Origin of the sequence: Streptomyces sp. NBC_01551, from assembly GCF_026339935.1 — a bacterium.
Lineage (GTDB): Bacteria > Actinomycetota > Actinomycetes > Streptomycetales > Streptomycetaceae > Streptomyces.
Genome location: NZ_JAPEPX010000001.1, coordinates 880,845 through 902,053, shown reverse-complemented (window position 1 = coordinate 902,053; position 21,209 = coordinate 880,845). Strand labels below are relative to the sequence as shown.

The window sequence follows — 21,209 nt, the reverse complement described above, 5'->3', positions numbered from 1 at the left end:
CTTCTCACCTGCGCACTTCAGGTCGAGGGGGCTACGTGGAAACGGCGGAATCAGGTCAGATACTGGCCAGTAAATGGGACATCGTGCCCGGCGTGTTCCACTTCGTCCGGGTCATGCTCAGCCACACCCTGCCCGACTGGGCGAAGTGGACCATCTGCGGCCTGCTGGCCTTCGCGGGTCTGTGGGAGGGCGGCAAGTGGCTGCGGCGGCGCCGGTCCGCCGTCCGATAGCTGGACCGGAGCGCGGTCCCGGGCGCCGGACATGGGAGGATCAAGTACGGCGGGTCCGGGCCGCGCACCCGATCGCGCCGTCGCAGTAACCAGGCGCGAGCATGAGGAGCATCGTTGAGCAGGTTGCGTTGGCTGACCGCCGGAGAGTCCCACGGACCGGCGCTGGTGGCGACGCTGGAGGGCCTTCCCGCCGGCGTCCCGGTCACCACCGAGCTGGTGGCTGACCACCTGGCCCGGCGCCGGCTCGGCTATGGCCGCGGTGCCCGGATGAAGTTCGAGCAGGACGTCGTCACCTTCCTCGGCGGGGTCCGGCACGGGCGCTCGCTCGGCTCGCCGGTCGCGGTGATGGTCGGCAACAGCGAGTGGCCGAAGTGGGAGAAGGTCATGTCGGCCGATCCCGTGGACCCGTCCGAGCTGAAGGAGACCGGCCGAAACGCGCCGCTGACCCGGCCGCGCCCCGGTCACGCCGACCTGGCGGGCATGCAGAAGTACGGCTTCGACGAGGCCCGCCCGATCCTGGAGCGCGCCAGCGCCCGTGAGACGGCCGCGCGCGTCGCCCTCGGCGCGATCGCCCGCTCCTTCATCAAGGAGGTCGCCGGCATCGAGATCGTCTCGCACGTGGTCGAACTGGCCGCCGCCAAGGCCCCGTACGGCGTCTACCCGACCCCCGCCGACGTCGAGAAGCTCGACGCCGACCCGGTGCGCTGCCTCGACGCCGACGCGTCGAAGGCGATGGTCGCGGAGATCGACCAGGCCCACAAGGACGGCGACACCCTCGGCGGCGTGGTCGAGGTCCTCGCCTACGGAGTTCCCGTCGGCCTCGGCTCGCACGTCCACTGGGACCGACGGCTGGACGCCCGGCTGGCCGCTGCGCTGATGGGCATCCAGGCGATCAAGGGCGTCGAGGTCGGCGACGGCTTCGAGCTGGCCCGCGTACCGGGTTCGCAGGCGCACGACGAGATCGTCGCGACGGACGAGGGCATCAAGCGCACCTCCGGCCGCTCTGGTGGCACCGAGGGCGGACTCACGACCGGTGAACTGCTGCGCGTGCGCGCCGCGATGAAGCCGATCGCCACCGTCCCCAAGGCCCTCGCCACGGTCGACGTGGCGACCGGCGAGGCGGCGGCCGCGCACCACCAGCGCTCCGACGTGTGCGCCGTCCCGGCCGCCGGCATCGTCGCCGAGGCCATGGTCGCGCTCGTGCTGGCCGACGCCGTCGTCGAGAAGTTCGGCGGCGACTCGGTCGCCGAGACCCGCCGCAACGTCCGGTCCTACCTCGACCACCTGCGCATCCGGTGAGCGGCGGCCCTCTGATCGTCCTGGTCGGACCGATGGGGTCCGGCAAGTCCACGGTGGGAGAACTCCTCGCCGAGCGGCTCGGCGTCCCCTACCGGGACACCGACGCCGACATCGTCGGGGCCACCGGCCGGGAGATCTCCGACCTCTTCATCGACGAGGGCGAGCCGTACTTCCGTGAGCTGGAGCGCCGGGCGGTCGCGGCCGCCGTCGCCGAGCACACCGGAGTCCTCGCCCTCGGCGGCGGCGCCGTCCTCGACGAGGGCACGCGCGAGCTGCTCACCGGGCTGCCCGTCGCGTACCTGTCGATGGACGTGGAGGAAGCCGTCCGGCGCGTCGGCCTGGGCGCCGCGCGCCCGCTGCTCGCCGTCAACCCGCGCCGCCAGTGGCGCGAGCTGATGGAAGCCCGCCGCCACCTGTACACCGAAGTCGCGCGCGTCGTGGTGGCCACCGACGACCGCACCCCCGAAGAGGTCGCCCAGGCGGTCCTCGACGCTCTGGAGTTGAAGGACGTATGACAGACCAGGTGACGCGTATCCAGGTCGGCGCGAGCGCCGGACACGACGCGTACGACGTGCTGGTCGGCCGGCAGCTGCTCGGCGAGCTGGGCGGCCTGATCGGTACGAAGGCCCAGCGGGTCGCCGTGATCCACCCCGAGGCGCTGGCCTCGACCGGTGAGGCGCTGCGCGACGACCTCGCGGCGCAGGGCTACGAGGCGGTCGCCATCCAGGTGCCGAACGCCGAGGAGGCCAAGACCGTCGAGGTCGCGGCGTACTGCTGGAAGGCGCTCGGGCAGTCCGGGTTCACCCGTACCGATGTGATCGTCGGCGTCGGCGGCGGCGCCACCACCGACCTGGCGGGCTTCGTCGCGGCCTCGTGGCTGCGCGGGGTGCGCTGGATCGCGGTCCCGACGACCGTGCTGGCCATGGTCGACGCGGCGGTCGGCGGCAAGACCGGCATCAACACCGCCGAGGGCAAGAACCTCGTCGGCGCCTTCCACCCCCCGGCGGGCGTGCTCTGCGACCTCGCGGCGCTGGACTCGCTGCCGGTCAACGACTACGTCAGCGGGCTCGCGGAGATCATCAAGGCCGGTTTCATCGCCGACCCGGTGATCCTCGACCTGATCGAGGCCGACCCGGCGGCGGCCCGTACGCCCGACGGCCCGCACACGGCCGAGCTGATCGTGCGGTCCATCCAGGTCAAGGCCGACGTCGTCTCCAGCGACCTCAAGGAGTCCGGACTCCGCGAGATCCTGAACTACGGCCACACCCTCGCACACGCGATCGAGAAGAACGAGCGCTACAAGTGGCGGCACGGCGCGGCCGTGTCCGTCGGCATGGTCTTCGCGGCGGAACTCGGGCGGCTGGCCGGGCGGCTCGACGACGCGACAGCCGACCGCCACCGCGAGATCCTGGCCGCCGTCGGGCTGCCGCTGACCTACCGCGGCGACCAGTGGCCCAAGCTGCTCCAGACCATGCAGGTCGACAAGAAGTCCCGCGGCAACCTGCTGCGCTTCATCGTCCTGGACGGCCTGGGCAAGCCGACCGTCCTTGAGGGCCCGGACCCGGCGCATCTCATCGCCGCGTACGGCGAGGTGTCGGCGTGAGCCGCAAGGTGCTCGTCCTGAACGGCCCGAACCTGGGCCGGCTCGGGTCGCGCGAGCCCGACGTGTACGGGGCCACCTCGTACGCGGGGCTGGTGGAGAGCTGCCGCGCGCTGGGCGGGGAGCTCGGCTTCGACGTCGAGGTCCGCGAGACCAACGACGAGGGCGAGCTGGTCCGGTGGCTGCACGAGGCCGCGGACGGCAAGATCCCGGTCGTGATCAACCCGGGCGCGTTCACGCACTACTCGTACGCCATGCGGGACGCGGCGGCGCAGCGCACCGCGCCGCTGATCGAGGTGCACATCTCGAACCCGTATGCCCGTGAGGAGTTCCGGCACACCTCGGTCATCGCCTCGGTGGCGACCGGGACGGTGGCGGGGTTCGGCATCGGTTCGTACCGGCTGGCGCTGCGCGCGCTGGCGGAGGAAGTCTCCGCCTGACGTCGGGGCCCGCCGGTGGGGGTTGGGGGCGTCCGGTCATATAACGTTCTCGCATCAGTCGTTGGAACGAGACGGAGTGGCAGCGGATGCAGCAAGGAGTCGGGGGCGGGGGAGCGGGCTGGGGGCAGCCGGGACAGCAGCCTCCGGTGACGCCCCCGCCGCAACCGCCGATACCCCCGGCGAAGGGGTGGCCGACGCTGCCGCCGCCCTCGCCGGGGCAGGAGCCGACGGGGCACATCCCGCTGCCGCCGGTCGCGCCGGTGGCGCCCGTTGCGCCGGTCGCGACCGGAACGGGTGGGGCCACGCTCGCGGTGCTGCTGATCGGCCCGGCGGGCGCGGGGAAGACCACCGTGGCCCGGCACTGGGCCAGCACCCGGCCGGTCCCGACCGCGCACGTGAGCCTGGACGACGTCCGGGAGTGGGTCTGCTCGGGCTTCGCGGACCCGCAGGCGGGCTGGAACGACCACTCCGAGGCGCAGTACCGCCTCGCCCGCCGCACCTGCGGGTTCGCCGCCCGCAACTACCTCGCCAACGGGATCTCCTGCATCCTCGACGACGCGGTCTTCCCGGACCGGCCGGTGGTGGGGCTGGGCGGCTGGAAACGGCACGTGGGCCCGCACCTGCTGCCGGTGGTGCTGTTGCCGGGGCTGGAGATCGTCCTGGAGCGCAACGCGGAGCGCTCCGGCAACCGGCGGCTGTCCGACGAGGAGGTCGCGCGGATCCACGGGCGCATGGCGGGCTGGTACGGCTCGGGCCTGCCGATCATCGACAACTCGCACCTGGACGTCGAGGCCACCTCCCGAGCCCTCGACGAAGCCCTGGCCCGAGCCATCTCGGCTCCCGCCTTCTAACACCCCGCCTACTCCTACCCCGGCCGCGCCGGGCGCCCGGCTGTGCCGGAAATTCCAGCCTCGCCGCAACGCCGGCTGTGCCGGAACCCGGCTGTGCCGGAAATTCCAGCCTCGCCGCAACGCCGGCTGTGCCGGAACCCGGCCGCGCCGGAAACCCGGCCTCGCCGCAACGCCGGCTGCGCCGGAAACCCGGCTGTGCCGGCAATCCCAGCCTCGCCGGCGTTTGAGGCGCGGGGTCTGGGGCGGCGCCCCAGGAAGCCCGCCCGCACGGGCCAACGCTTCCCCGGGTCCAGCCGTGCGGCGCCGTCGCCGGGGGCCAGCCCCCGGACCCCCGCGCCTCAAACGCCGGCGAGGCTGGATGGTGCAGCCCCTGGACCCCCGCGCCTCGAACGCCGGTGGGGCTGGGGTTCCGCGGGCGCACGCGGCTGTGCGACGGCAGCGCTGTCGTCGGGGGCGGGCCCGGGTCTCGATTGCCGGCGCGGGCCGGGTTTCCGGCCGGGATCGGTTCGGCCCCGCAGGGGCCCCAGGGGCGGGGGCGCCTGGGGCGGGGGGGTGTCGCCGGACAGGCGGGCCGGCATCGGACGGCGGCGCTCGTCAGGCCGGATGGGCGAGGCGCTCGTAGGCTCGGAGTCATGTCAGACGTGTACGCGGCCCGAAGGGGCCTGCTTCGCGACCGTTGTGCCGCCGCGGGCAACGCCGCCGCTCTGATCACGCGGCCGGCGAACGTCCGGTACCTCGCCGGGGCCTCACCGCCCGGCGCCGTGCTGCTGGTCGGGCCCGCCGACGACGTGCTGTTCTGCTCCAACACCCCCACCGGCGAGGCCGACGAGGGCCGCCTCGACGAACAGCTGCGGGTGTCGGTGCTGTCCGCCCCCGGCGGGGATCCCGCCGTCGCCGCCGGGGACATGGCCGGCGCCGTACGGGCCGACTCGCTCGCCGTCGAGGAGCACCACCTCACGGTCGCCCGCCACCGCGCCCTGCGCTCCGTCGCGCCGGGGCTCCGCCTCGCGGACCTCGGCCTCTCCGTGGAGCAGCAGCGCCTCGTCAAGGACGAGGAGGAGATCTCCTGCCTCCGCATCGCCGCCGAGATCGCCGACCAGGCCCTCGGTGAGCTGCTGGAGTCGATCCTGGTGGGGCGGACCGAACGCCACCTCGCCCTGGAGCTGGAGCGCCGCCTCGTCGACCACGGCGCCGACGGCCCCGCCTTCCCGACCTCCGTCGGCACCGGCCCGAACTCCGGCCGCTCCCGGCACCGGCCCACCGACCGCCGGGTCGAGGAGGGCGATTTCCTCACCGTCTGCCTCGGCGCCAACTACCGCGGCTACCGCTGCGAGATCGGCCGTACGTTCGTGATCGGCACCAGCCCGGCCGACTGGCAGATCGAGCTCTACGATCTTGTTTTCGCCGCCCAGCGGGCCGGTCGCGAGGCGCTCCTGCCGGGCGCCGCGTACCGGGACGTCGACCACGCGGCCCGCTCCGTACTGGACTCTGCGGGGCACGGGGAATCCCTCGCTCCGTGGACCGGACACGGTGTCGGACTCGAAATCGACGAGGACCCGCAGCTTGCACCTACGGCAATGGGTAAACTGGACGCTTGCGTGCCGGTCACCGTCGAACCGGGGGTTCACCTCCCCGGCCGGGGAGGTGTCCGGATCGATGACACGCTCGTCGTACGCCCCGAGGCGGACGGCGGTCCCGAGCTACTCACCATTACGACCAAGGAGCTGCTCGCGCTCTAGCCCGCCGCGGCGGACTGTGCGCGCACCCGTGGTCTTCCAGTGCAGGAGATTCCGCAACCGTGGCTTCCACGAACGACCTCAAGAACGGCATGGTGCTCAAGCTCGACGGTGACCAGCTCTGGTCCGTCGTCGAGTTCCAGCACGTCAAGCCCGGCAAGGGCCCGGCCTTCGTGCGCACCAAGCTCAAGCACGTGCTCTCCGGCAAGGTCGTCGACAAGACCTTCAACGCCGGCACGAAGGTCGAGACGGCCACCATCGACCGCCGTGACATGCAGTTCTCGTACATGGACGGCGAGTACTTCGTGTTCATGGACATGCAGACCTACGACCAGCTGATGGTCGACAAGAAGGCTGTCGGCGACGCCGCCAACTTCCTGATCGAGGGCTTCACCGCCTCCGTCGCCCAGCACGAGGGCTCGGTCCTCTACGTCGAGCTCCCGGCCGCCGTCGAGCTCGTCATCGAGCACACCGACCCGGGCGTCCAGGGCGACCGCTCCACCGGCGGCACCAAGCCCGCCAAGCTGGAGACCGGCCACGAGATCCAGGTCCCGCTCTTCGTCAACACCGGCGAGAAGGTCAAGGTCGACACCCGCACCAGCGACTACCTCGGCCGGGTGAACAGCTAACCGTGGCTGCCCGGAGCAACGCGCGCAAGCGCGCTTTCCAGATCCTGTTCGAGGCCGACCAGCGCGGGGTGCCCGTGCGCGACGTCCTCGCGGACTGGATCCGCCACGCGCGGTCGGACGACCGGCAGCCGCCGGTCAGCGCCTTCACGATGGATCTCGTCGAGGGTTACGCCGACAAGGTGAACCGCATCGACGATCTGATCATCACGTACGCCGTGGACTGGGACCTCGACCGGATGCCGGTCGTGGACCGCAACATCGTGCGTCTCGGTGCCTACGAGCTGATCTGGGTGGACGAGACCCCGGACGCCGTGGCCATCGACGAGGCCGTCCAGCTGGCCAAGGAGTTCTCGACGGACGAGTCGCCCTCGTTCGTGAACGGGCTGCTGGCCCGCTTCAAGGACCTGAAGCCGAGCCTGCGCCGCAGCGAGAGCTGACCGCACCGGTCGTCGCCGGTACCGCGTCATACGGAAGGGCCCGCAGCACACGTGCTGCGGGCCCTTCCGTGTTCAGCCGCATCCACTCGCACCGGAACCGAAAAAACCGGCGGGTGCCGGGAAGCCGCTCAGGCCGCCCGGCACCCGCCGGTAACGTTTCTGCTGGTCCTGGGTCCGAGGACTAGATGTCCTCGTGGGCCACGGCGCGGCGCGCGTCCGCGTCCAGCACGCCCCAGCTGATGAGCTGCTCGGTCAGGACCGAGGGCGACTGGTCGTAGATCACGGCCAGGGTGCGCAGGTCGTCCTGGCGGATCGACAGCACCTTGCCGTTGTAGTCGCCGCGCTGGCTCTGGATGGTCGCGGCGTAACGCTGGAGCGGACCGGCCTTCTCGGCGGGCACCCCTGCCAGACGCTCCAGGTCGAGACGCAGCTTCGGCGGCGGCTCGGCCGCTCCGCCGGGGGTCGTGCCCGGCAGCAGCTCCTGCACCGGAACCCCGTAGAAGTCCGCCAGCTCGGCAAGGCGCTGGACGGTCACGGCGCGGTCCCCGCGCTCGTAGGAACCGACCACCACGGCCTTCCACCGGCCCTGGGACTTCTCCTCGACACCGTGGAGGGAAAGGCCCTGCTGGGTGCGGATGGCGCGGAGCTTGGCCCCGAGCTGTTTGGCGTATTCGCTGGACATAACGCTCCCGGACGCTGTGACGCTGTGACTACATGGACTGCATGCGGCTCAGCCGCGCGGCTGGTAACTCACTGTGAGGTTACGCAGCGTTACTTGGATGCGTCAAGCCGAATGGTCTTCATCGCCCCGCGCGAGGGGTTCCCGGCGGCCCGGTGCGGGCCCGCCCGATTCCCCCTGCTACCGTGGACGGCGTACATCAGACGTCCTTTAAGGTCCGTCCCGTGAGGCGGAGAAGGAGGTCCATCCATGGACACCCAGCAGCACACCGATGACATGCGCCCCGTGCTCGAAGCGCAGGACATCGCGCGGGTCCTGACCCGCATCGCCCACGAGATCGTCGAACGCGCCAAGGGCGCCGACGACGTGGTGCTCCTCGGCATCCCCACCCGCGGTGTCTACCTCGCCCGCCGGCTGGCCGCCAAGCTCGAAGAGATCACCGGCACGAAGATCCCGGTCGGCTCCCTCGACATCACCATGTACCGCGACGACCTGCGGATGAAGCCCGCCCGCGCGATCGGTCGCACCGAGATCCCCGGCGACGACCTCGACGGCCGTCTCGTGGTCCTCATCGACGACGTGCTCTTCTCCGGCCGCACCATCCGCGCCGCCCTCGACGCGCTCGGCGACCTCGGCCGCCCCCGCGCCGTCCAGCTCGCGGTCCTCGTCGACCGGGGCCACCGCGAACTGCCGATCCGCGCCGACTACGTCGGCAAGAACCTCCCGACCTCGCTGCGGGAGATCGTCAAGGTCCAGCTCCAGGAGGAGGACGGCCGAGACGCCGTGCTGCTCGGCCAGCGGACCGCCCAGGCAGCAGGGCTCTAGCCCCCGCGCGCACGGCTCCCCGCGCGGGGAACCGCCGCGCAGCCCTTGCCCAGCACCGCCCCGCCCGCCGCAGCGGGCGCCCTCAGCCTGCCCTCCCAGACTTACGGAGCCATCCAGATGAAGCGCCACCTCATCTCGGCCGCCGATCTCACGCGCGACGACGCCGTCCTGATCCTCGACACCGCCGAGGAGATGGCCCGGGTCGCCGACCGGCCGATCAAGAAGCTGCCCACCCTGCGCGGGCTCACGGTCGTCAACCTCTTCTTCGAGGACTCGACCCGTACCCGGATCTCCTTCGAGGCGGCCGCCAAGCGGCTCTCCGCCGACGTCATCAACTTCTCCGCCAAGGGTTCCTCGGTTTCCAAGGGCGAATCGCTGAAGGACACCGCGCTGACCCTGGAGGCGATGGGCGCCGACGCGGTCGTCATCCGCCACCACGCCTCCGGCGCCCCCTACCGGCTCGCGACCTCCGGCTGGATCGACTCCGCCGTGGTCAACGCCGGCGACGGCACCCACGAGCACCCCACCCAGGCCCTGCTGGACGCCTTCACCATGCGCCGCCGCCTGGTCGGCCGCGACGCCGGGCTCGGCAAGGACCTGGCCGGCCGCCGGATCACCATCGTCGGTGACGTCCTGCACAGCCGGGTGGCCCGCTCCAACGTGCAGCTGCTGCACACGCTGGGCGCCGAGGTCACCGTGGTGGCCCCGCCCACGCTGGTGCCGATCGGCGTCGAGAGCTGGCCGTGCGAGGTCTCGTACGACCTCGACAAGGTGCTGCCGAAGTCCGATGCGGTGATGATGCTGCGTGTGCAGCGCGAACGCATGAACGCCGCCTTCTTCCCGACCGAGCGAGAGTACTCCCGCCGGTACGGGCTCGACGGCGACCGCATGGCGAAGATGCCCGAGCACGCCATCGTGATGCACCCCGGCCCGATGAACCGCGGCATGGAGATCACCGCCGAGGTCGCCGACTCCGACCGCTGCACGGCCGTCGAGCAGGTCGCCAACGGCGTCTCCACCCGGATGGCCGTCCTGTACCTGCTGCTCGGAGGCTCCGAGCCCGCCGTCACCACCACCCCCGCCGCGCGCACCGAGGAGAACAAGTAACCATGAGCAAGATCCTTATCCGTGGCGCGAAGGTACTCGGTGGCGAGGCGCAGGACGTCCTGATCGACGGCGAGACGATCGCCGAGGTCGGCACCGGCCTGTCCGCCGAGGGCGCGACCGTCGTCGAGGCCGCCGGCCAGACGCTCCTCCCCGGCCTCGTCGACCTGCACACCCACCTGCGCGAGCCCGGCCGCGAGGACTCCGAGACCGTCCTGACCGGCACCCGCGCCGCCGCCTCCGGTGGCTACACCGCCGTGTTCGCCATGGCGAACACCTTCCCGGTCGCCGACACCGCCGGCGTCGTCGAGCAGGTCTGGCGCCTGGGCAAGGAGTCCGGCTACTGCGACGTGCAGCCCATCGGCGCCGTCACCGTCGGCCTGGAGGGCAAGCAGCTCTCGGAGCTCGGCGCCATGCACGACTCCGCCGCCCGCGTCACCGTCTTCTCCGACGACGGCAAGTGCGTCGACGACGCCGTGATCATGCGCCGCGCCCTGGAGTACGTGAAGGCCTTCGGCGGCGTCGTCGCCCAGCACGCCCAGGAGCCCCGCCTGACCGAGGGCGCCCAGATGAACGAGGGCGTCGTCTCCGCCGAGCTCGGCCTCGGCGGCTGGCCGGCCGTCGCCGAGGAGTCGATCATCGCCCGCGACGTCCTCCTCGCCGAGCACGTCGGCTCCCGTGTGCACATCTGCCACCTCTCCACCGCCGGCTCCGTCGAGATCGTCCGCTGGGCCAAGTCCCGCGGCATCGACGTCACCGCCGAGGTCACCCCGCACCACCTCCTCCTCACCGACGAGCTCGTCCGCTCGTACAACGCGGTCTACAAGGTCAACCCGCCGCTGCGCACCGAGCGCGACGTGATGGCCCTGCGCGAGGCGCTCGCCGACGGCACGATCGACATCGTCGCCACCGACCACGCCCCGCACCCGCACGAGGACAAGGACTGCGAGTGGGCCGCGGCCGCCATGGGCATGGTGGGCCTGGAGACCGCGCTCTCCGTCGTCCAGCAGACGATGGTCGAGACCGGGCTCCTCGACTGGGCGGGCGTCGCCGAGCGGATGTCCTTCGCCCCGGCCCGGATCGGCGGCCTCGCGGGCCACGGCCGACCCGTCTCGGTGGGTGAACCCGCGAACCTGACCTTGGTCGACACCTCGTACCGTGGTGTCGTGGACCCCGCACAGTTCGCTTCCCGCAGCCGCAACACGCCCTACGAGGGCCGCGAGCTGCCGGGACGCGTCACTCACACCTTCCTGCGGGGCCGGGCAACGGTCGTGGACGGGACGCTGGCGTGACACCTGCAGTAATCCAACTGGCCGCCGAGGCCGCCGAACGACAGTCGGCGGAGGTGACGGACTGGGGCGCCCGCATCGCGTGGGTCGTCGGTCTGCTCGTCTTCATCGCGTTCGTGTACTGGCTGATGCGGCAGGGCTGGAAATGGCGCGGCGCTCTGCAGAGTGATCTGCCGGAGCTGCCCGCCGCCCCGAGCGGTCTCCCCGAGCACCGGCTGGCCCTGACCGGCCGGTACCACGGGTCCACCACCGCCGGGCAGTGGCTCGACCGGATCGTCGCCCACGGTCTGGGTCTGCGCAGCCGGGTCGAGCTCACGCTCACCGACGCGGGCCTCGACGTGGTCCGTCCGGGGGCCAACGACTTCTTCGTACCGACCGCGCAGCTGCGCGGCGCCCGCCTCGACAAGGGAATCGCGGGCAAGGTACTCACCGAGGGCGGTCTGCTCGTCGTCACATGGGCGCACGGCGACAAGCTGATCGACTCCGGATTCCGCTCCGACCGCGCGGCCGAACACGCCGCGTGGGTCGAAGCGATCAACACCATGAACTCATCCATCACGACGGAAGGCGCCGAACGATGACGACCTCCACCAGGGGAGCAGCCAAAGCTCCCGCCGTACTCGTCCTGGAGGACGGTCGGATCTTCCGCGGCCGTGCCTACGGCGCTGTGGGGGAGACCTTCGGCGAGGCCGTGTTCTCCACCGGCATGACCGGCTACCAGGAGACCCTGACCGACCCGTCGTACCACCGCCAGGTCGTCGTCATGACGGCCCCGCACGTGGGCAACACCGGTGTCAACGACGAGGACCCCGAGTCCTCCCGCATCTGGGTGTCCGGGTACGTCGTACGCGACCCCGCCCGCAAGCCCTCGAACTGGCGCTCCCAGCGCTCGCTCGACGAGGAACTGGTCAAGCAGGGCGTCGTCGGCATCTCCGGCATCGACACCCGCGCCCTGACCCGCCACCTGCGCGAGCGCGGCGCCATGCGCGTCGGCATCTTCTCCGGCGAGGCCATCGCCGAGGACGCGGCCCTGCTGGCCCGCGTCCAGGAGGCCCCGCAGATGAAGGGCGCCAACCTCTCCGCCGAGGTCGCCACCAAGGAGGCGTACGTCGTCCCCGCGATCGGCGAGAAGAAGTTCACCGTCGCCGCCGTGGACCTCGGCATCAAGGGCATGACCCCGCACCGGATGGCCGAGCGCGGCATCGAGGTGCACGTGCTGCCCGCCACCGCCACCGTCGAGGACGTGTACGCGGTCAACCCCGACGGCGTGTTCTTCTCCAACGGCCCGGGCGACCCGGCCACCGCCGACGGCCCCGTCGCCGTCATGCAGGGCGTCCTGGAGCGCAAGACCCCGCTCTTCGGCATCTGCTTCGGCAACCAGATCCTGGGCCGCGCGCTCGGCTTCGGCACGTACAAGCTGAAGTACGGCCACCGCGGCATCAACCAGCCGGTGCAGGACCGCACCACCGGCAAGGTCGAGGTCACCGCGCACAACCACGGCTTCGCCGTCGACGCGCCCCTCGACAAGGTCTCCGAGACCCCCTACGGCCGCGCCGAGGTCTCCCACGTCTGCCTGAACGACCAGGTCGTCGAAGGCCTCCAGCTGCTCGACCAGCCGGCCTTCTCCGTCCAGTACCACCCCGAGGCGGCCGCCGGCCCGCACGACGCCGCGTACCTCTTCGACCGCTTCACGTCTTTGATGAGCACCGCCCAGATGGAGGCCGAGCGTGCCTAAGCGCACCGATATCCAGTCCGTCCTGGTCATCGGCTCCGGCCCGATCGTCATCGGACAGGCCGCCGAGTTCGACTACTCCGGCACCCAGGCCTGCCGCATCCTCAAGGCCGAGGGCCTGCGGGTCATCCTGGTCAACTCCAACCCCGCGACGATCATGACCGACCCGGAGATCGCCGACGCCACGTACGTCGAGCCGATCACCCCCGAGTTCGTCGAGAAGATCATCGCCAAGGAGCGCCCCGACGCGCTGCTCCCCACCCTCGGCGGCCAGACCGCGCTCAACACCGCGATCTCCATGCACGAGCAGGGCGTACTGGAGAAGTACGGCGTCGAGCTGATCGGCGCCAACGTCGAGGCCATCAACAAGGGCGAGGACCGCGACCTCTTCAAGGGCGTCGTCGAGGCCGTGAAGGCCAAGATCGGCTACGGCGAGTCCGCCCGCTCGGTCATCTGCCACTCCATGGACGACGTCCTGGCGGGCGTCGACACGCTCGGCGGCTACCCCGTCGTCGTCCGCCCCTCCTTCACCATGGGCGGCGCCGGCTCCGGCTTCGCCCACGACGAGGAGGAGCTGCGCCGCATCGCCGGCCAGGGCCTCACGCTCTCCCCGACCACCGAGGTGCTCCTGGAGGAGTCCATCCTCGGCTGGAAGGAGTACGAGCTGGAGCTGATGCGCGACACCAAGGACAACGTGGTCGTCGTCTGCTCCATCGAGAACTTCGACCCGATGGGCGTCCACACCGGTGACTCGATCACCGTCGCCCCGGCGATGACGCTCACCGACCGCGAGTACCAGCGGCTGCGCGACATCGGCATCGCGATCATCCGCGAGGTCGGCGTCGACACCGGCGGCTGCAACATCCAGTTCGCGATCGACCCGGTCGACGGCCGCGTCATCGTCATCGAGATGAACCCGCGCGTCTCGCGCTCCTCGGCGCTCGCGTCGAAGGCCACCGGCTTCCCGATCGCCAAGATCGCCGCCAAGCTGGCCATCGGCTACACGCTCGACGAGGTCCCCAACGACATCACCGAGAAGACGCCGGCCTCCTTCGAGCCGTCCCTCGACTACGTCGTCGTCAAGGCCCCGCGCTTCGCCTTCGAGAAGTTCCCGCTCGCCGACGCCACCCTCACCACCACCATGAAGTCGGTGGGCGAGGCCATGGCCATCGGCCGCAACTTCACCGAGGCCCTCCAGAAGGCCCTGCGCTCCCTGGAGAAGAAGGGCTCGCAGTTCACCTTCGTCGGCGACCCCGGCGACAAGGCCGAGCTGCTGGCCACCGCGGTCCGCCCGACCGACGGCCGCATCAACACCGTCATGCAGGCCATCCGCGCCGGCGCCACCCAGGAAGAGGTCTTCGAGTCCACGAAGATCGACCCCTGGTTCGTCGACCAGCTCTTCCTGATCAAGGAGATCGCCGACGAGCTCGCCGGCGCCGAGAAGCTCGAACCCGGGCTCCTCGCCGAGGCCAAGCGGCACGGCTTCTCCGACGCCCAGATCGCCGAGATCCGCGGCCTGCGCGAGGACGTCGTCCGCGAGGTCCGCCACGCGCTGGGCGTCCGCCCGGTCTACAAGACGGTCGACACCTGCGCCGCCGAGTTCGCCGCGAAGACCCCGTACTTCTACTCCTCGTACGACGAGGAGTCCGAGGTCGCGCCCCGCACCAAGCCCGCGGTGATCATCCTGGGCTCCGGCCCGAACCGCATCGGCCAGGGCATCGAGTTCGACTACTCCTGCGTCCACGCCTCCTTCGCGCTCAGCGACGCCGGCTACGAGACCGTGATGGTCAACTGCAACCCGGAGACCGTCTCGACGGACTACGACACCTCCGACCGCCTGTACTTCGAGCCGCTGACGCTCGAAGACGTGCTGGAGATCGTCCACGCCGAGTCGCTCGCCGGCCCCATCGCCGGTGTCGTCGTCCAGCTCGGCGGCCAGACCCCCCTCGGTCTCGCCCAGGCGCTCAAGGACAACGGCGTCCCCGTCGTCGGCACCTCGCCCGAGGCCATCCACGCCGCCGAGGACCGCGGCGCCTTCGGCCAGGTCCTCGCCGACGCCGGCCTGCCGGCCCCCAAGCACGGCACCGCCACCACCTTCGCGGGTGCCAAGGCCATCGCCGACGAGATCGGCTACCCGGTCCTGGTCCGCCCGTCCTACGTGCTCGGCGGCCGCGGCATGGAGATCGTCTACGACGAGACCCGCCTGGAGTCGTACATCGCCGAGTCCACGGAGATCTCCCCGACCCGCCCCGTGCTGGTCGACCGCTTCCTCGACGACGCGATCGAGATCGACGTCGACGCCCTCTACGACGGCACCGAGCTCTACCTCGGCGGCGTCATGGAGCACATCGAGGAAGCCGGCATCCACTCCGGCGACTCGGCCTGCGCCCTGCCCCCGATCACCCTCGGCGGCTACGACATCAAGCGCCTGCGCGCCTCCACCGAGGCCATCGCCAAGGGCGTCGGCGTCCGCGGCCTGATCAACATCCAGTTCGCCATGGCCGGCGACATCCTCTACGTCCTGGAGGCCAACCCGCGCGCCTCCCGGACCGTCCCCTTCACCTCGAAGGCGACCGCCGTCCCGCTCGCGAAGGCCGCCGCCCGCATCTCGCTCGGCACCACCATCGCCGAGCTGCGCGAAGAGGGCATGCTGCCGAAGACCGGCGACGGCGGCACCCTGCCGCTCGACGCGCCGATCTCCGTCAAGGAGGCCGTCATGCCGTGGTCGCGCTTCCGCGACATCCACGGCCGCGGCGTGGACACCGTCCTCGGCCCGGAGATGCGCTCCACCGGCGAGGTCATGGGCATCGACACCGTCTTCGGCACGGCGTACGCCAAGTCGCAGGCCGGCGCCTACGGCCCGCTGCCCACCAAGGGCCGCGCGTTCATCTCCGTCGCCAACCGCGACAAGCGCTCGATGATCTTCCCGGCGCGCGAGCTGGTCGCCCACGGCTTCGAGCTGATGGCCACCTCCGGCACCGCCGAGGTGCTGCGCCGCAACGGCATCAACGCCACCGTGGTGCGCAAGCTCAGCGAGGGCGAGGGCCCGGACGGCGAGAAGACCATCGTCCAGCTCATCCACGACGGCCAGGTCGACCTGATCGTCAACACCCCGTACGGCACCGGCGGCCGCCTCGACGGCTACGAGATCCGTACGGCGGCCGTGGCGCGCAGCGTCCCGTGCCTGACCACGGTCCAGGCGCTCGCCGCCGCCGTCCAGGGCATCGACGCGCTCAACCGCGGCGACGTGGGCGTCCGCTCGCTCCAGGAGCACGCGGAGCACCTGACCGCGGCCCGCGACTAGCAGCCCGAACAGGAGAGGGGGACACCGGATTCGCCGAGGCGACGGGTGTCCCCCTCTTCATGAGCGCACGAGGATTCGACTGACGATGTACAAACTCTTCTTCAACCTGGTCTTCAAGCGGATGGACCCCGAGCAGGCCCACTACCTGGCCTTCCGATGGATCCGACTCGCGGCCCGCACGCCCGTGCTGCGCACCTTCCTCGCCGCCTGGCTCGCGCCGCGCTTCAAGGAGCTGCGCACGGAGGCCCTCGGCCTGCGGATGCACGGCCCCTTCGGGCTCGCGGCCGGCTTCGACAAGAACGCCGTCGCGATCGACGGCATGTCGATGCTCGGCTTCGACCACGTCGAGATCGGCACGGTCACCGCGCAGGCCCAGCCCGGCAACCCGAAGAAGCGGCTGTTCCGCCTCGTGCCGGACCGCGCGCTGATCAACCGCATGGGCTTCAACAACGAGGGCTCCGAGGCCGTGGCGGCCCGCCTGGCGGCCCGTACGGCCGTCTTCAAGACCGTCGTGGGCGTCAACATCGGCAAGACGAAGGTCGTCCCGGAGGAAGAGGCCGTGGGGGACTACGTCGCCTCCACCGAGCGCCTGGCCCGCCACGCCGACTACCTCGTGGTGAACGTCTCCTCGCCGAACACCCCCGGCCTGCGCAACCTCCAGGCCACCGAGTCGCTGCGGCCGCTGCTCACGGCCGTCCGCGAGGCCGCCGACCGCACCGTGACGGACCGCCGCGTGCCGCTGCTCGTCAAGATCGCCCCCGACCTGGCGGACGAGGACGTCGACGCCGTCGCGGACCTCGCCCTGGAGCTGGGCCTGGACGGCATCATCGCGACCAACACCACCATCGCCCGCGAGGGCCTGGGGCTGAAATCCGACCCCGCGCTCGTCAAGGAGACCGGCGGGCTGTCCGGAGCGCCGGTCAAGGAGCGCTCCCTGGAGGTCCTCAGGCGCCTGTACGCCCGTGTGGGGGGCCAGCTGGTCCTCGTGGGCGTCGGGGGCGTCGAGAACGCCGAGGACGCCTGGCAGCGGATCCTTGCCGGCGCCAGCCTGGTCCAGGGCTACAGCGCCTTCATCTACGAGGGCCCGTTCTACGCCCGCGCCATCCACAAGGGCCTGGCGGCGCGCCTGGCCAACAGCCCCTACGCGACCCTCGCCGAAGCGGTGGGCGCCGAGACCCGAAAGGCCGCCCAGTGACCGTGATCCCGTTCGGCACCCGCCTCCGTGAGGCGATGGACACCCGTGGCCCGCTCTGCGTCGGCATCGACCCGCACGCGGCCCTGCTGGCCTCCTGGGGCCTGAGCGACGACATCGCCGGGCTGGAGACGTTCTCCCGCACGGTCGTCGAGGCGCTGGCCGACCAGGTCGCCGTGTTCAAGCCGCAGGCCGCCTTCTTCGAGCGGTTCGGCTCGAAGGGCATCGCCGTGCTGGAGCGCACCGTCGCCGACGCCCGCGCGGCGGGCACGCTCGTCGTCATGGACGCCAAGCGCGGGGACATCGGCTCGACCATGGCCGCCTACGCGCAGACGTTCCTGTCGCCGTCCTCGCCGCTGTTCTCGGACGCCCTGACGGTCTCCCCGTACCTGGGCTACGGCTCGCTCGCCCCCGCCGTGGAGCTGGCGCGCGAGTCCGGCGCCGGCCTGTTCGTCCTCGCCCTCACCTCGAACCCCGAGGGCGCCGAGGTCCAGCGGGCCCTGCGCGAGGACGGGCGCTCGATCGGCGCGACGATGCTGGCGCACCTGGCGGCGGAGAACGCGGGCGCCGAGCCGATGGGCTCCTTCGGGGCCGTGGTCGGCGCGACGCTGGGCGACCTGTCCTCCTTCGACCTGGACATCAACGGGCCGCTGCTGGCCCCCGGAATCGGTGCGCAGGGCGCCACCGCCGCCGATCTGCCGGCGGTCTTCGGTGCGGCGGTGCGCAACGTCGTCCCGAACGTGTCGCGGGGTGTCCTGAAGCACGGTCCGGACGCGGCCGCGCTGCGCGCGTCGGCGGCCGGGTTCGCGGACGAGATCCGCAAGGCCGTTTCGGCCTGACGGAATGCCGCTCCGCTCCTCCGGGACGTCTCCGGAGGAGCGCGTCGCACCCCGCGTCGCACCCCGCCTCGAACCTCGTGTCGCACCTCTTGACGAAAATCGAACGTCTTTCACCGGACAAAACCGGGGTGATTTGTCCGTGATGTACGGTTCAGTGGAGGCTGACCAGGACTTTTCGTCCGTTCTCGCTGACTGGAGCGGCCTTGGCCGCTAGTCTCCGAGCAGAGTGAACGAGCAGCGAGCGAATAACGGCGCTGTTCGGGGGCTCGCCTGGTGTGGTGCCTTCGGGCTCCCCACTGGTCCGTATCCGACAGTTCGACATCCGAGGTGACGTAGGCGTGGCTCTTCCGCCCCTTACCCCTGAACAGCGCGCAGCCGCGCTCGAAAAGGCCGCCGCGGCTCGCCGGGAGCGGGCCGAGGTGAAGAATCGACTCAAGCACTCCGGCGCCTCGCTCCAAGAGGTCATCAAGACGGGCCAGGAGAACGACGTCATCGGCAAGATGAAGGTCTCCGCCCTGCTGGAGTCCCTGCCTGGCGTGGGCAAGGTCCGCGCCAAGCAGATCATGGAGCGCCTCGGCATCTCCGAATCCCGGCGTGTCCGAGGTCTCGGTTCCAACCAGATCGCGTCTCTGGAGCGTGAGTTCGGCACTCCCGCCGGCTGACGCGTCGCCTGAAGTTCTCCCGGCGTTCTCAGGCAGTCCCGAGAACCTGGATAATCGCTCTATGGCAGCAGAGGTTCGTCCGCGGCTGACCGTGCTCTCCGGCCCTTCGGGGGTCGGCAAGAGCACGGTCGTCGCGCATATGCGCAAGGTCCACCCGGAGGTATGGCTCTCGGTGTCGGCCACCACCCGCAAGCCGCGGCCCGGTGAGCGACACGGAGTCCACTACTTCTTCGTCAACGACGACGAGTTCGACAAGCTGATCGCCAACGGCGAGCTGCTGGAGTGGGCCGAGTTCGCGGGCAACCGCTACGGCACACCGCGCGGCGCGGTGCTGGAGCGCCTGGACAACGGCGAACCCGTCCTGCTGGAGATCGATCTCCAGGGCGCCCGGCTCGTCCGCGAGTCGATGCCCGAGGCCCAGCTGGTCTTCCTGGCCCCGCCGAGCTGGGACGAGCTGGTCCGCCGGCTCACCGGCCGGGGCACCGAATCACCGGAGGTCATCCAGCGCCGTCTGGAGTCCGCCAAGGTCGAACTGGCTGCCGAGTCCGAGTTCGACACCACCCTGGTCAACACCTCCGTCGAGGACGTGGCGCGCGAGCTGCTAGCCTTGATGGAAGTTGTCTGATCGTTGACCGTTGTTCATTTCGGTCAATGCTTGATCATTCACCCATTCTTCGGAAGGTAGAGCGTGTCCTCTTCCATCACTGCGCCCGAGGGCATCATCAACCCGCCGATCGACGAGCTGCTCGAGGCCACGGACTCGAAGTACAGCCTCGTGATCTACGCGGCCAAGCGCGCGCGTCAGATCAACGCGTACTACTCGCAGCTCGGTGAGGGCCTGCTCGAGTACGTCGGCCCGCTGGTGGACACCCACGTCCACGAGAAGCCGCTTTCGATCGCGCTGCGCGAGATCAACGCGGGTCTGCTGACCTCCGAGGCCATCGAGGCCCCGGCCCAGTAAGGCACCGAGAATTCCTTTCACCACAGGCCCGGCAGACCATCTGCCGGGCCTGTGGTGTGTCATAGACAGGTACGACGATCAGCGATAGGGGCGTGTGTGGTGGTTAAGCCGAAGGTCGTGCTCGGAGTCAGCGGCGGGATCGCCGCCTACAAGGCGTGCGAGCTGCTGCGCCTGCTGACCGAGTCCGGGCACGAGGTACGGGTCGTCCCCACGGCGGCGTCCCTCAACTTCGTGGGCGCGGCCACCTGGGCCGCGCTGTCGGGGAACCCGGCCGGTACCGAGGTCTGGGAGACCGTCCACGAGGTCCCGCACGTGCGCATCGGGCAGAACGCCGACCTCGTGGTCGTCGCCCCGGCCACCGCGGACATGCTGGCCAAGGCCGCCCACGGACTGGCCGACGACCTCCTCACCAACACGCTGCTGACCGCCCGCTGCCCGGTGGTCTTCGCGCCCGCGATGCACACCGAGATGTGGGAGCACCCGGCCACCCGGGAGAACGTGGCCACGCTGCGCCGCCGCGGCGCCGTCGTCATCGAGCCCGCCGTCGGCCGGCTGACCGGCAAGGACACCGGCAAGGGGCGGCTGCCCGACCCCGAGGAGATCTACGAGGTCTGCCGCCGGGTCCTGGCGCGCGGCGCGGCCGGGCCCGACCTGGCCGGGCGCCACGTGGTGATCAGCGCGGGCGGCACCCGCGAGCCGCTCGACCCGGTCCGCTTCCTCGGCAACCGCTCCTCCGGCAAGCAGGGCTACGCGCTGGCCCGCACCGCCGCCGCCCGCGGCGCCCGGGTCACCCTGGTGGCCGCCAACACCGCGCTGGCCGACCCGGCAGGGGTGGACGTCGTACGGGTGGGCACCGCCCTCCAGCTACGGGAGGCGGTGCTCAAGGCGGCCGCCGACGCCGACGCCGTGGTGATGGCGGCGGCCGTGGCCGACTTCCGGCCCGCCGTCTACGCCGACGGCAAGATCAAGAAGAAGGACGGCCAGGAGCCCGCCCCGGTGAACCTTGTGCGAAATCCGGACATCCTCGCGGAGATCTCGGCCGATCGGGCGAAGCACGGGCAGGTCGTCGTCGGTTTCGCCGCCGAAACGGACGATGTCCTCGCGAACGGGCGGAACAAACTCGTCCGCAAGGGATGTGATCTTCTCGTGGTCAATGAGGTCGGCGAGACCAAGACCTTCGGTTCCGAGGAGAACGAGGCGGTCATCCTGGCATCCGACGGGACGGAAACCCCGGTGGCCCATGGTCCGAAGGAAGCGCTGGCGGACGCCATTTGGGACCAGGTCGCTCCGCGACTCGCGCCCCGAACGCCCTGAGTGGCGCTCTTCTCCCCGGCAAATCCGTGCGCCAGAATGGAGTGCCGCAGGTCACACGTCTCCCATAGGGCGAGACAGGTGGTCCG

The 21,209-nt window shown here is 70.9% G+C and carries 22 protein-coding genes; 21 read left to right on the top strand and 1 reads right to left on the bottom strand.

The window, feature by feature from the left end:
* Positions 1–92: 92 nt before the first annotated feature.
* From OG982_RS03870 to nusB, 9 genes are all read left to right on the top strand, one after another.
* Positions 93–230 (top strand): hypothetical protein, encoded by a 138-nt coding sequence (locus tag OG982_RS03870; protein ID WP_266947929.1) that lies wholly within the window; start codon positions 93–95, stop codon positions 228–230.
* Positions 231–344: 114 nt separating this feature from the next.
* The gene (gene aroC, locus OG982_RS03865) at positions 345–1,529 is read left to right on the top strand and encodes a chorismate synthase (protein ID WP_266947928.1); all 1,185 of its coding nucleotides are present in this window, start codon (positions 345–347) and stop codon (positions 1,527–1,529) included.
* Entirely contained in the window at positions 1,526–2,044 is a 519-nt protein-coding gene (locus tag OG982_RS03860) for a shikimate kinase (protein ID WP_266947927.1), read from the top strand. Before aroC ends, OG982_RS03860 begins: the two co-directional genes overlap by 4 nt.
* On the top strand, positions 2,041–3,132 hold the full coding sequence (gene aroB, locus OG982_RS03855; protein ID WP_266947926.1) for a 3-dehydroquinate synthase: 1,092 nt from the start codon (positions 2,041–2,043) through the stop codon (positions 3,130–3,132). Before OG982_RS03860 ends, aroB begins: the two co-directional genes overlap by 4 nt.
* Positions 3,129–3,569, top strand: a complete 441-nt coding sequence (aroQ, locus tag OG982_RS03850) for a type II 3-dehydroquinate dehydratase (protein WP_266789707.1) — start codon at positions 3,129–3,131, stop codon at positions 3,567–3,569. The genes aroB and aroQ overlap by 4 nt, the downstream gene beginning before the upstream one ends.
* 86 nt (positions 3,570–3,655) lie before the next feature.
* Positions 3,656–4,420, top strand: coding sequence for an AAA family ATPase (locus OG982_RS03845; protein WP_266789709.1), 765 nt, complete (start codon positions 3,656–3,658; stop codon positions 4,418–4,420).
* Between the two features lie 632 nt (positions 4,421–5,052).
* Complete coding sequence (locus OG982_RS03840) at positions 5,053–6,159, top strand: aminopeptidase P family protein (protein WP_266789711.1); 1,107 nt, start codon at positions 5,053–5,055, stop codon at positions 6,157–6,159.
* Between the two features lie 59 nt (positions 6,160–6,218).
* The gene (gene efp, locus OG982_RS03835; RefSeq protein ID WP_266789713.1) at positions 6,219–6,785 is read left to right on the top strand and encodes an elongation factor P; all 567 of its coding nucleotides are present in this window, start codon (positions 6,219–6,221) and stop codon (positions 6,783–6,785) included.
* A gap of 2 nt (positions 6,786–6,787) precedes the next feature.
* On the top strand, positions 6,788–7,222 hold the full coding sequence (nusB, locus tag OG982_RS03830; protein WP_266789715.1) for a transcription antitermination factor NusB: 435 nt from the start codon (positions 6,788–6,790) through the stop codon (positions 7,220–7,222).
* A 181-nt stretch (positions 7,223–7,403) separates the two neighbouring features.
* Here nusB and bldD read toward each other — a convergent pair whose 3' ends face one another.
* The gene (gene bldD, locus OG982_RS03825; RefSeq protein ID WP_007263032.1) at positions 7,404–7,904 is read right to left on the bottom strand and encodes a transcriptional regulator BldD; all 501 of its coding nucleotides are present in this window, start codon (positions 7,902–7,904) and stop codon (positions 7,404–7,406) included.
* Between the two features lie 246 nt (positions 7,905–8,150).
* Here bldD and pyrR point away from each other — a divergent pair, with 246 nt between their 5' ends.
* The 12 genes from pyrR to coaBC all read left to right on the top strand — a co-directional run bounded on the left by pyrR (position 8,151) and on the right by coaBC (position 21,123).
* Positions 8,151–8,726 carry a bifunctional pyr operon transcriptional regulator/uracil phosphoribosyltransferase PyrR gene (gene pyrR / locus OG982_RS03820; RefSeq protein ID WP_266789717.1) on the top strand — a complete coding sequence of 192 codons (576 nt, stop codon included), beginning with the start codon at positions 8,151–8,153 and terminating at the stop codon, positions 8,724–8,726.
* Positions 8,727–8,843: 117 nt separating this feature from the next.
* A complete protein-coding gene (locus OG982_RS03815) occupies positions 8,844–9,833 on the top strand; it encodes an aspartate carbamoyltransferase catalytic subunit (protein WP_266789719.1) in 990 nt (329 codons plus the stop codon).
* A 2-nt stretch (positions 9,834–9,835) separates the two neighbouring features.
* Positions 9,836–11,122, top strand: a complete 1,287-nt coding sequence (locus tag OG982_RS03810) for a dihydroorotase (RefSeq protein WP_266789720.1) — start codon at positions 9,836–9,838, stop codon at positions 11,120–11,122.
* Positions 11,119–11,700, top strand: coding sequence for a hypothetical protein (locus OG982_RS03805; RefSeq protein ID WP_266789722.1), 582 nt, complete (start codon positions 11,119–11,121; stop codon positions 11,698–11,700). The genes OG982_RS03810 and OG982_RS03805 overlap by 4 nt, the downstream gene beginning before the upstream one ends.
* Positions 11,697–12,854: a glutamine-hydrolyzing carbamoyl-phosphate synthase small subunit gene (carA, locus tag OG982_RS03800; RefSeq protein WP_266789724.1), complete on the top strand. Its 1,158-nt coding sequence runs from the start codon at positions 11,697–11,699 to the stop codon at positions 12,852–12,854. The genes OG982_RS03805 and carA overlap by 4 nt, the downstream gene beginning before the upstream one ends.
* Positions 12,847–16,155, top strand: a complete 3,309-nt coding sequence (gene carB / locus OG982_RS03795; RefSeq protein ID WP_266789726.1) for a carbamoyl-phosphate synthase large subunit — start codon at positions 12,847–12,849, stop codon at positions 16,153–16,155. The genes carA and carB overlap by 8 nt, the downstream gene beginning before the upstream one ends.
* Positions 16,156–16,240: 85 nt before the next feature.
* Positions 16,241–17,350 (top strand): quinone-dependent dihydroorotate dehydrogenase, encoded by a 1,110-nt coding sequence (locus OG982_RS03790; protein ID WP_266789728.1) that lies wholly within the window; start codon positions 16,241–16,243, stop codon positions 17,348–17,350.
* A gap of 2 nt (positions 17,351–17,352) precedes the next feature.
* Positions 17,353–18,186, top strand: a complete 834-nt coding sequence (gene pyrF, locus OG982_RS03785; RefSeq protein ID WP_266792232.1) for an orotidine-5'-phosphate decarboxylase — start codon at positions 17,353–17,355, stop codon at positions 18,184–18,186.
* A gap of 338 nt (positions 18,187–18,524) precedes the next feature.
* Positions 18,525–18,848 (top strand): integration host factor, encoded by a 324-nt coding sequence (locus OG982_RS03780; RefSeq protein ID WP_008740406.1) that lies wholly within the window; start codon positions 18,525–18,527, stop codon positions 18,846–18,848.
* 61 nt (positions 18,849–18,909) lie between these two features.
* The gene (gene gmk, locus OG982_RS03775; protein ID WP_073778917.1) at positions 18,910–19,473 is read left to right on the top strand and encodes a guanylate kinase; all 564 of its coding nucleotides are present in this window, start codon (positions 18,910–18,912) and stop codon (positions 19,471–19,473) included.
* 63 nt (positions 19,474–19,536) lie between these two features.
* Positions 19,537–19,809 carry a DNA-directed RNA polymerase subunit omega gene (rpoZ, locus tag OG982_RS03770; RefSeq protein WP_004948662.1) on the top strand — a complete coding sequence of 91 codons (273 nt, stop codon included), beginning with the start codon at positions 19,537–19,539 and terminating at the stop codon, positions 19,807–19,809.
* Between the two features lie 99 nt (positions 19,810–19,908).
* Entirely contained in the window at positions 19,909–21,123 is a 1,215-nt protein-coding gene (coaBC, locus tag OG982_RS03765) for a bifunctional phosphopantothenoylcysteine decarboxylase/phosphopantothenate--cysteine ligase CoaBC (protein ID WP_266789732.1), read from the top strand.
* Positions 21,124–21,209 lie beyond the last annotated feature (86 nt).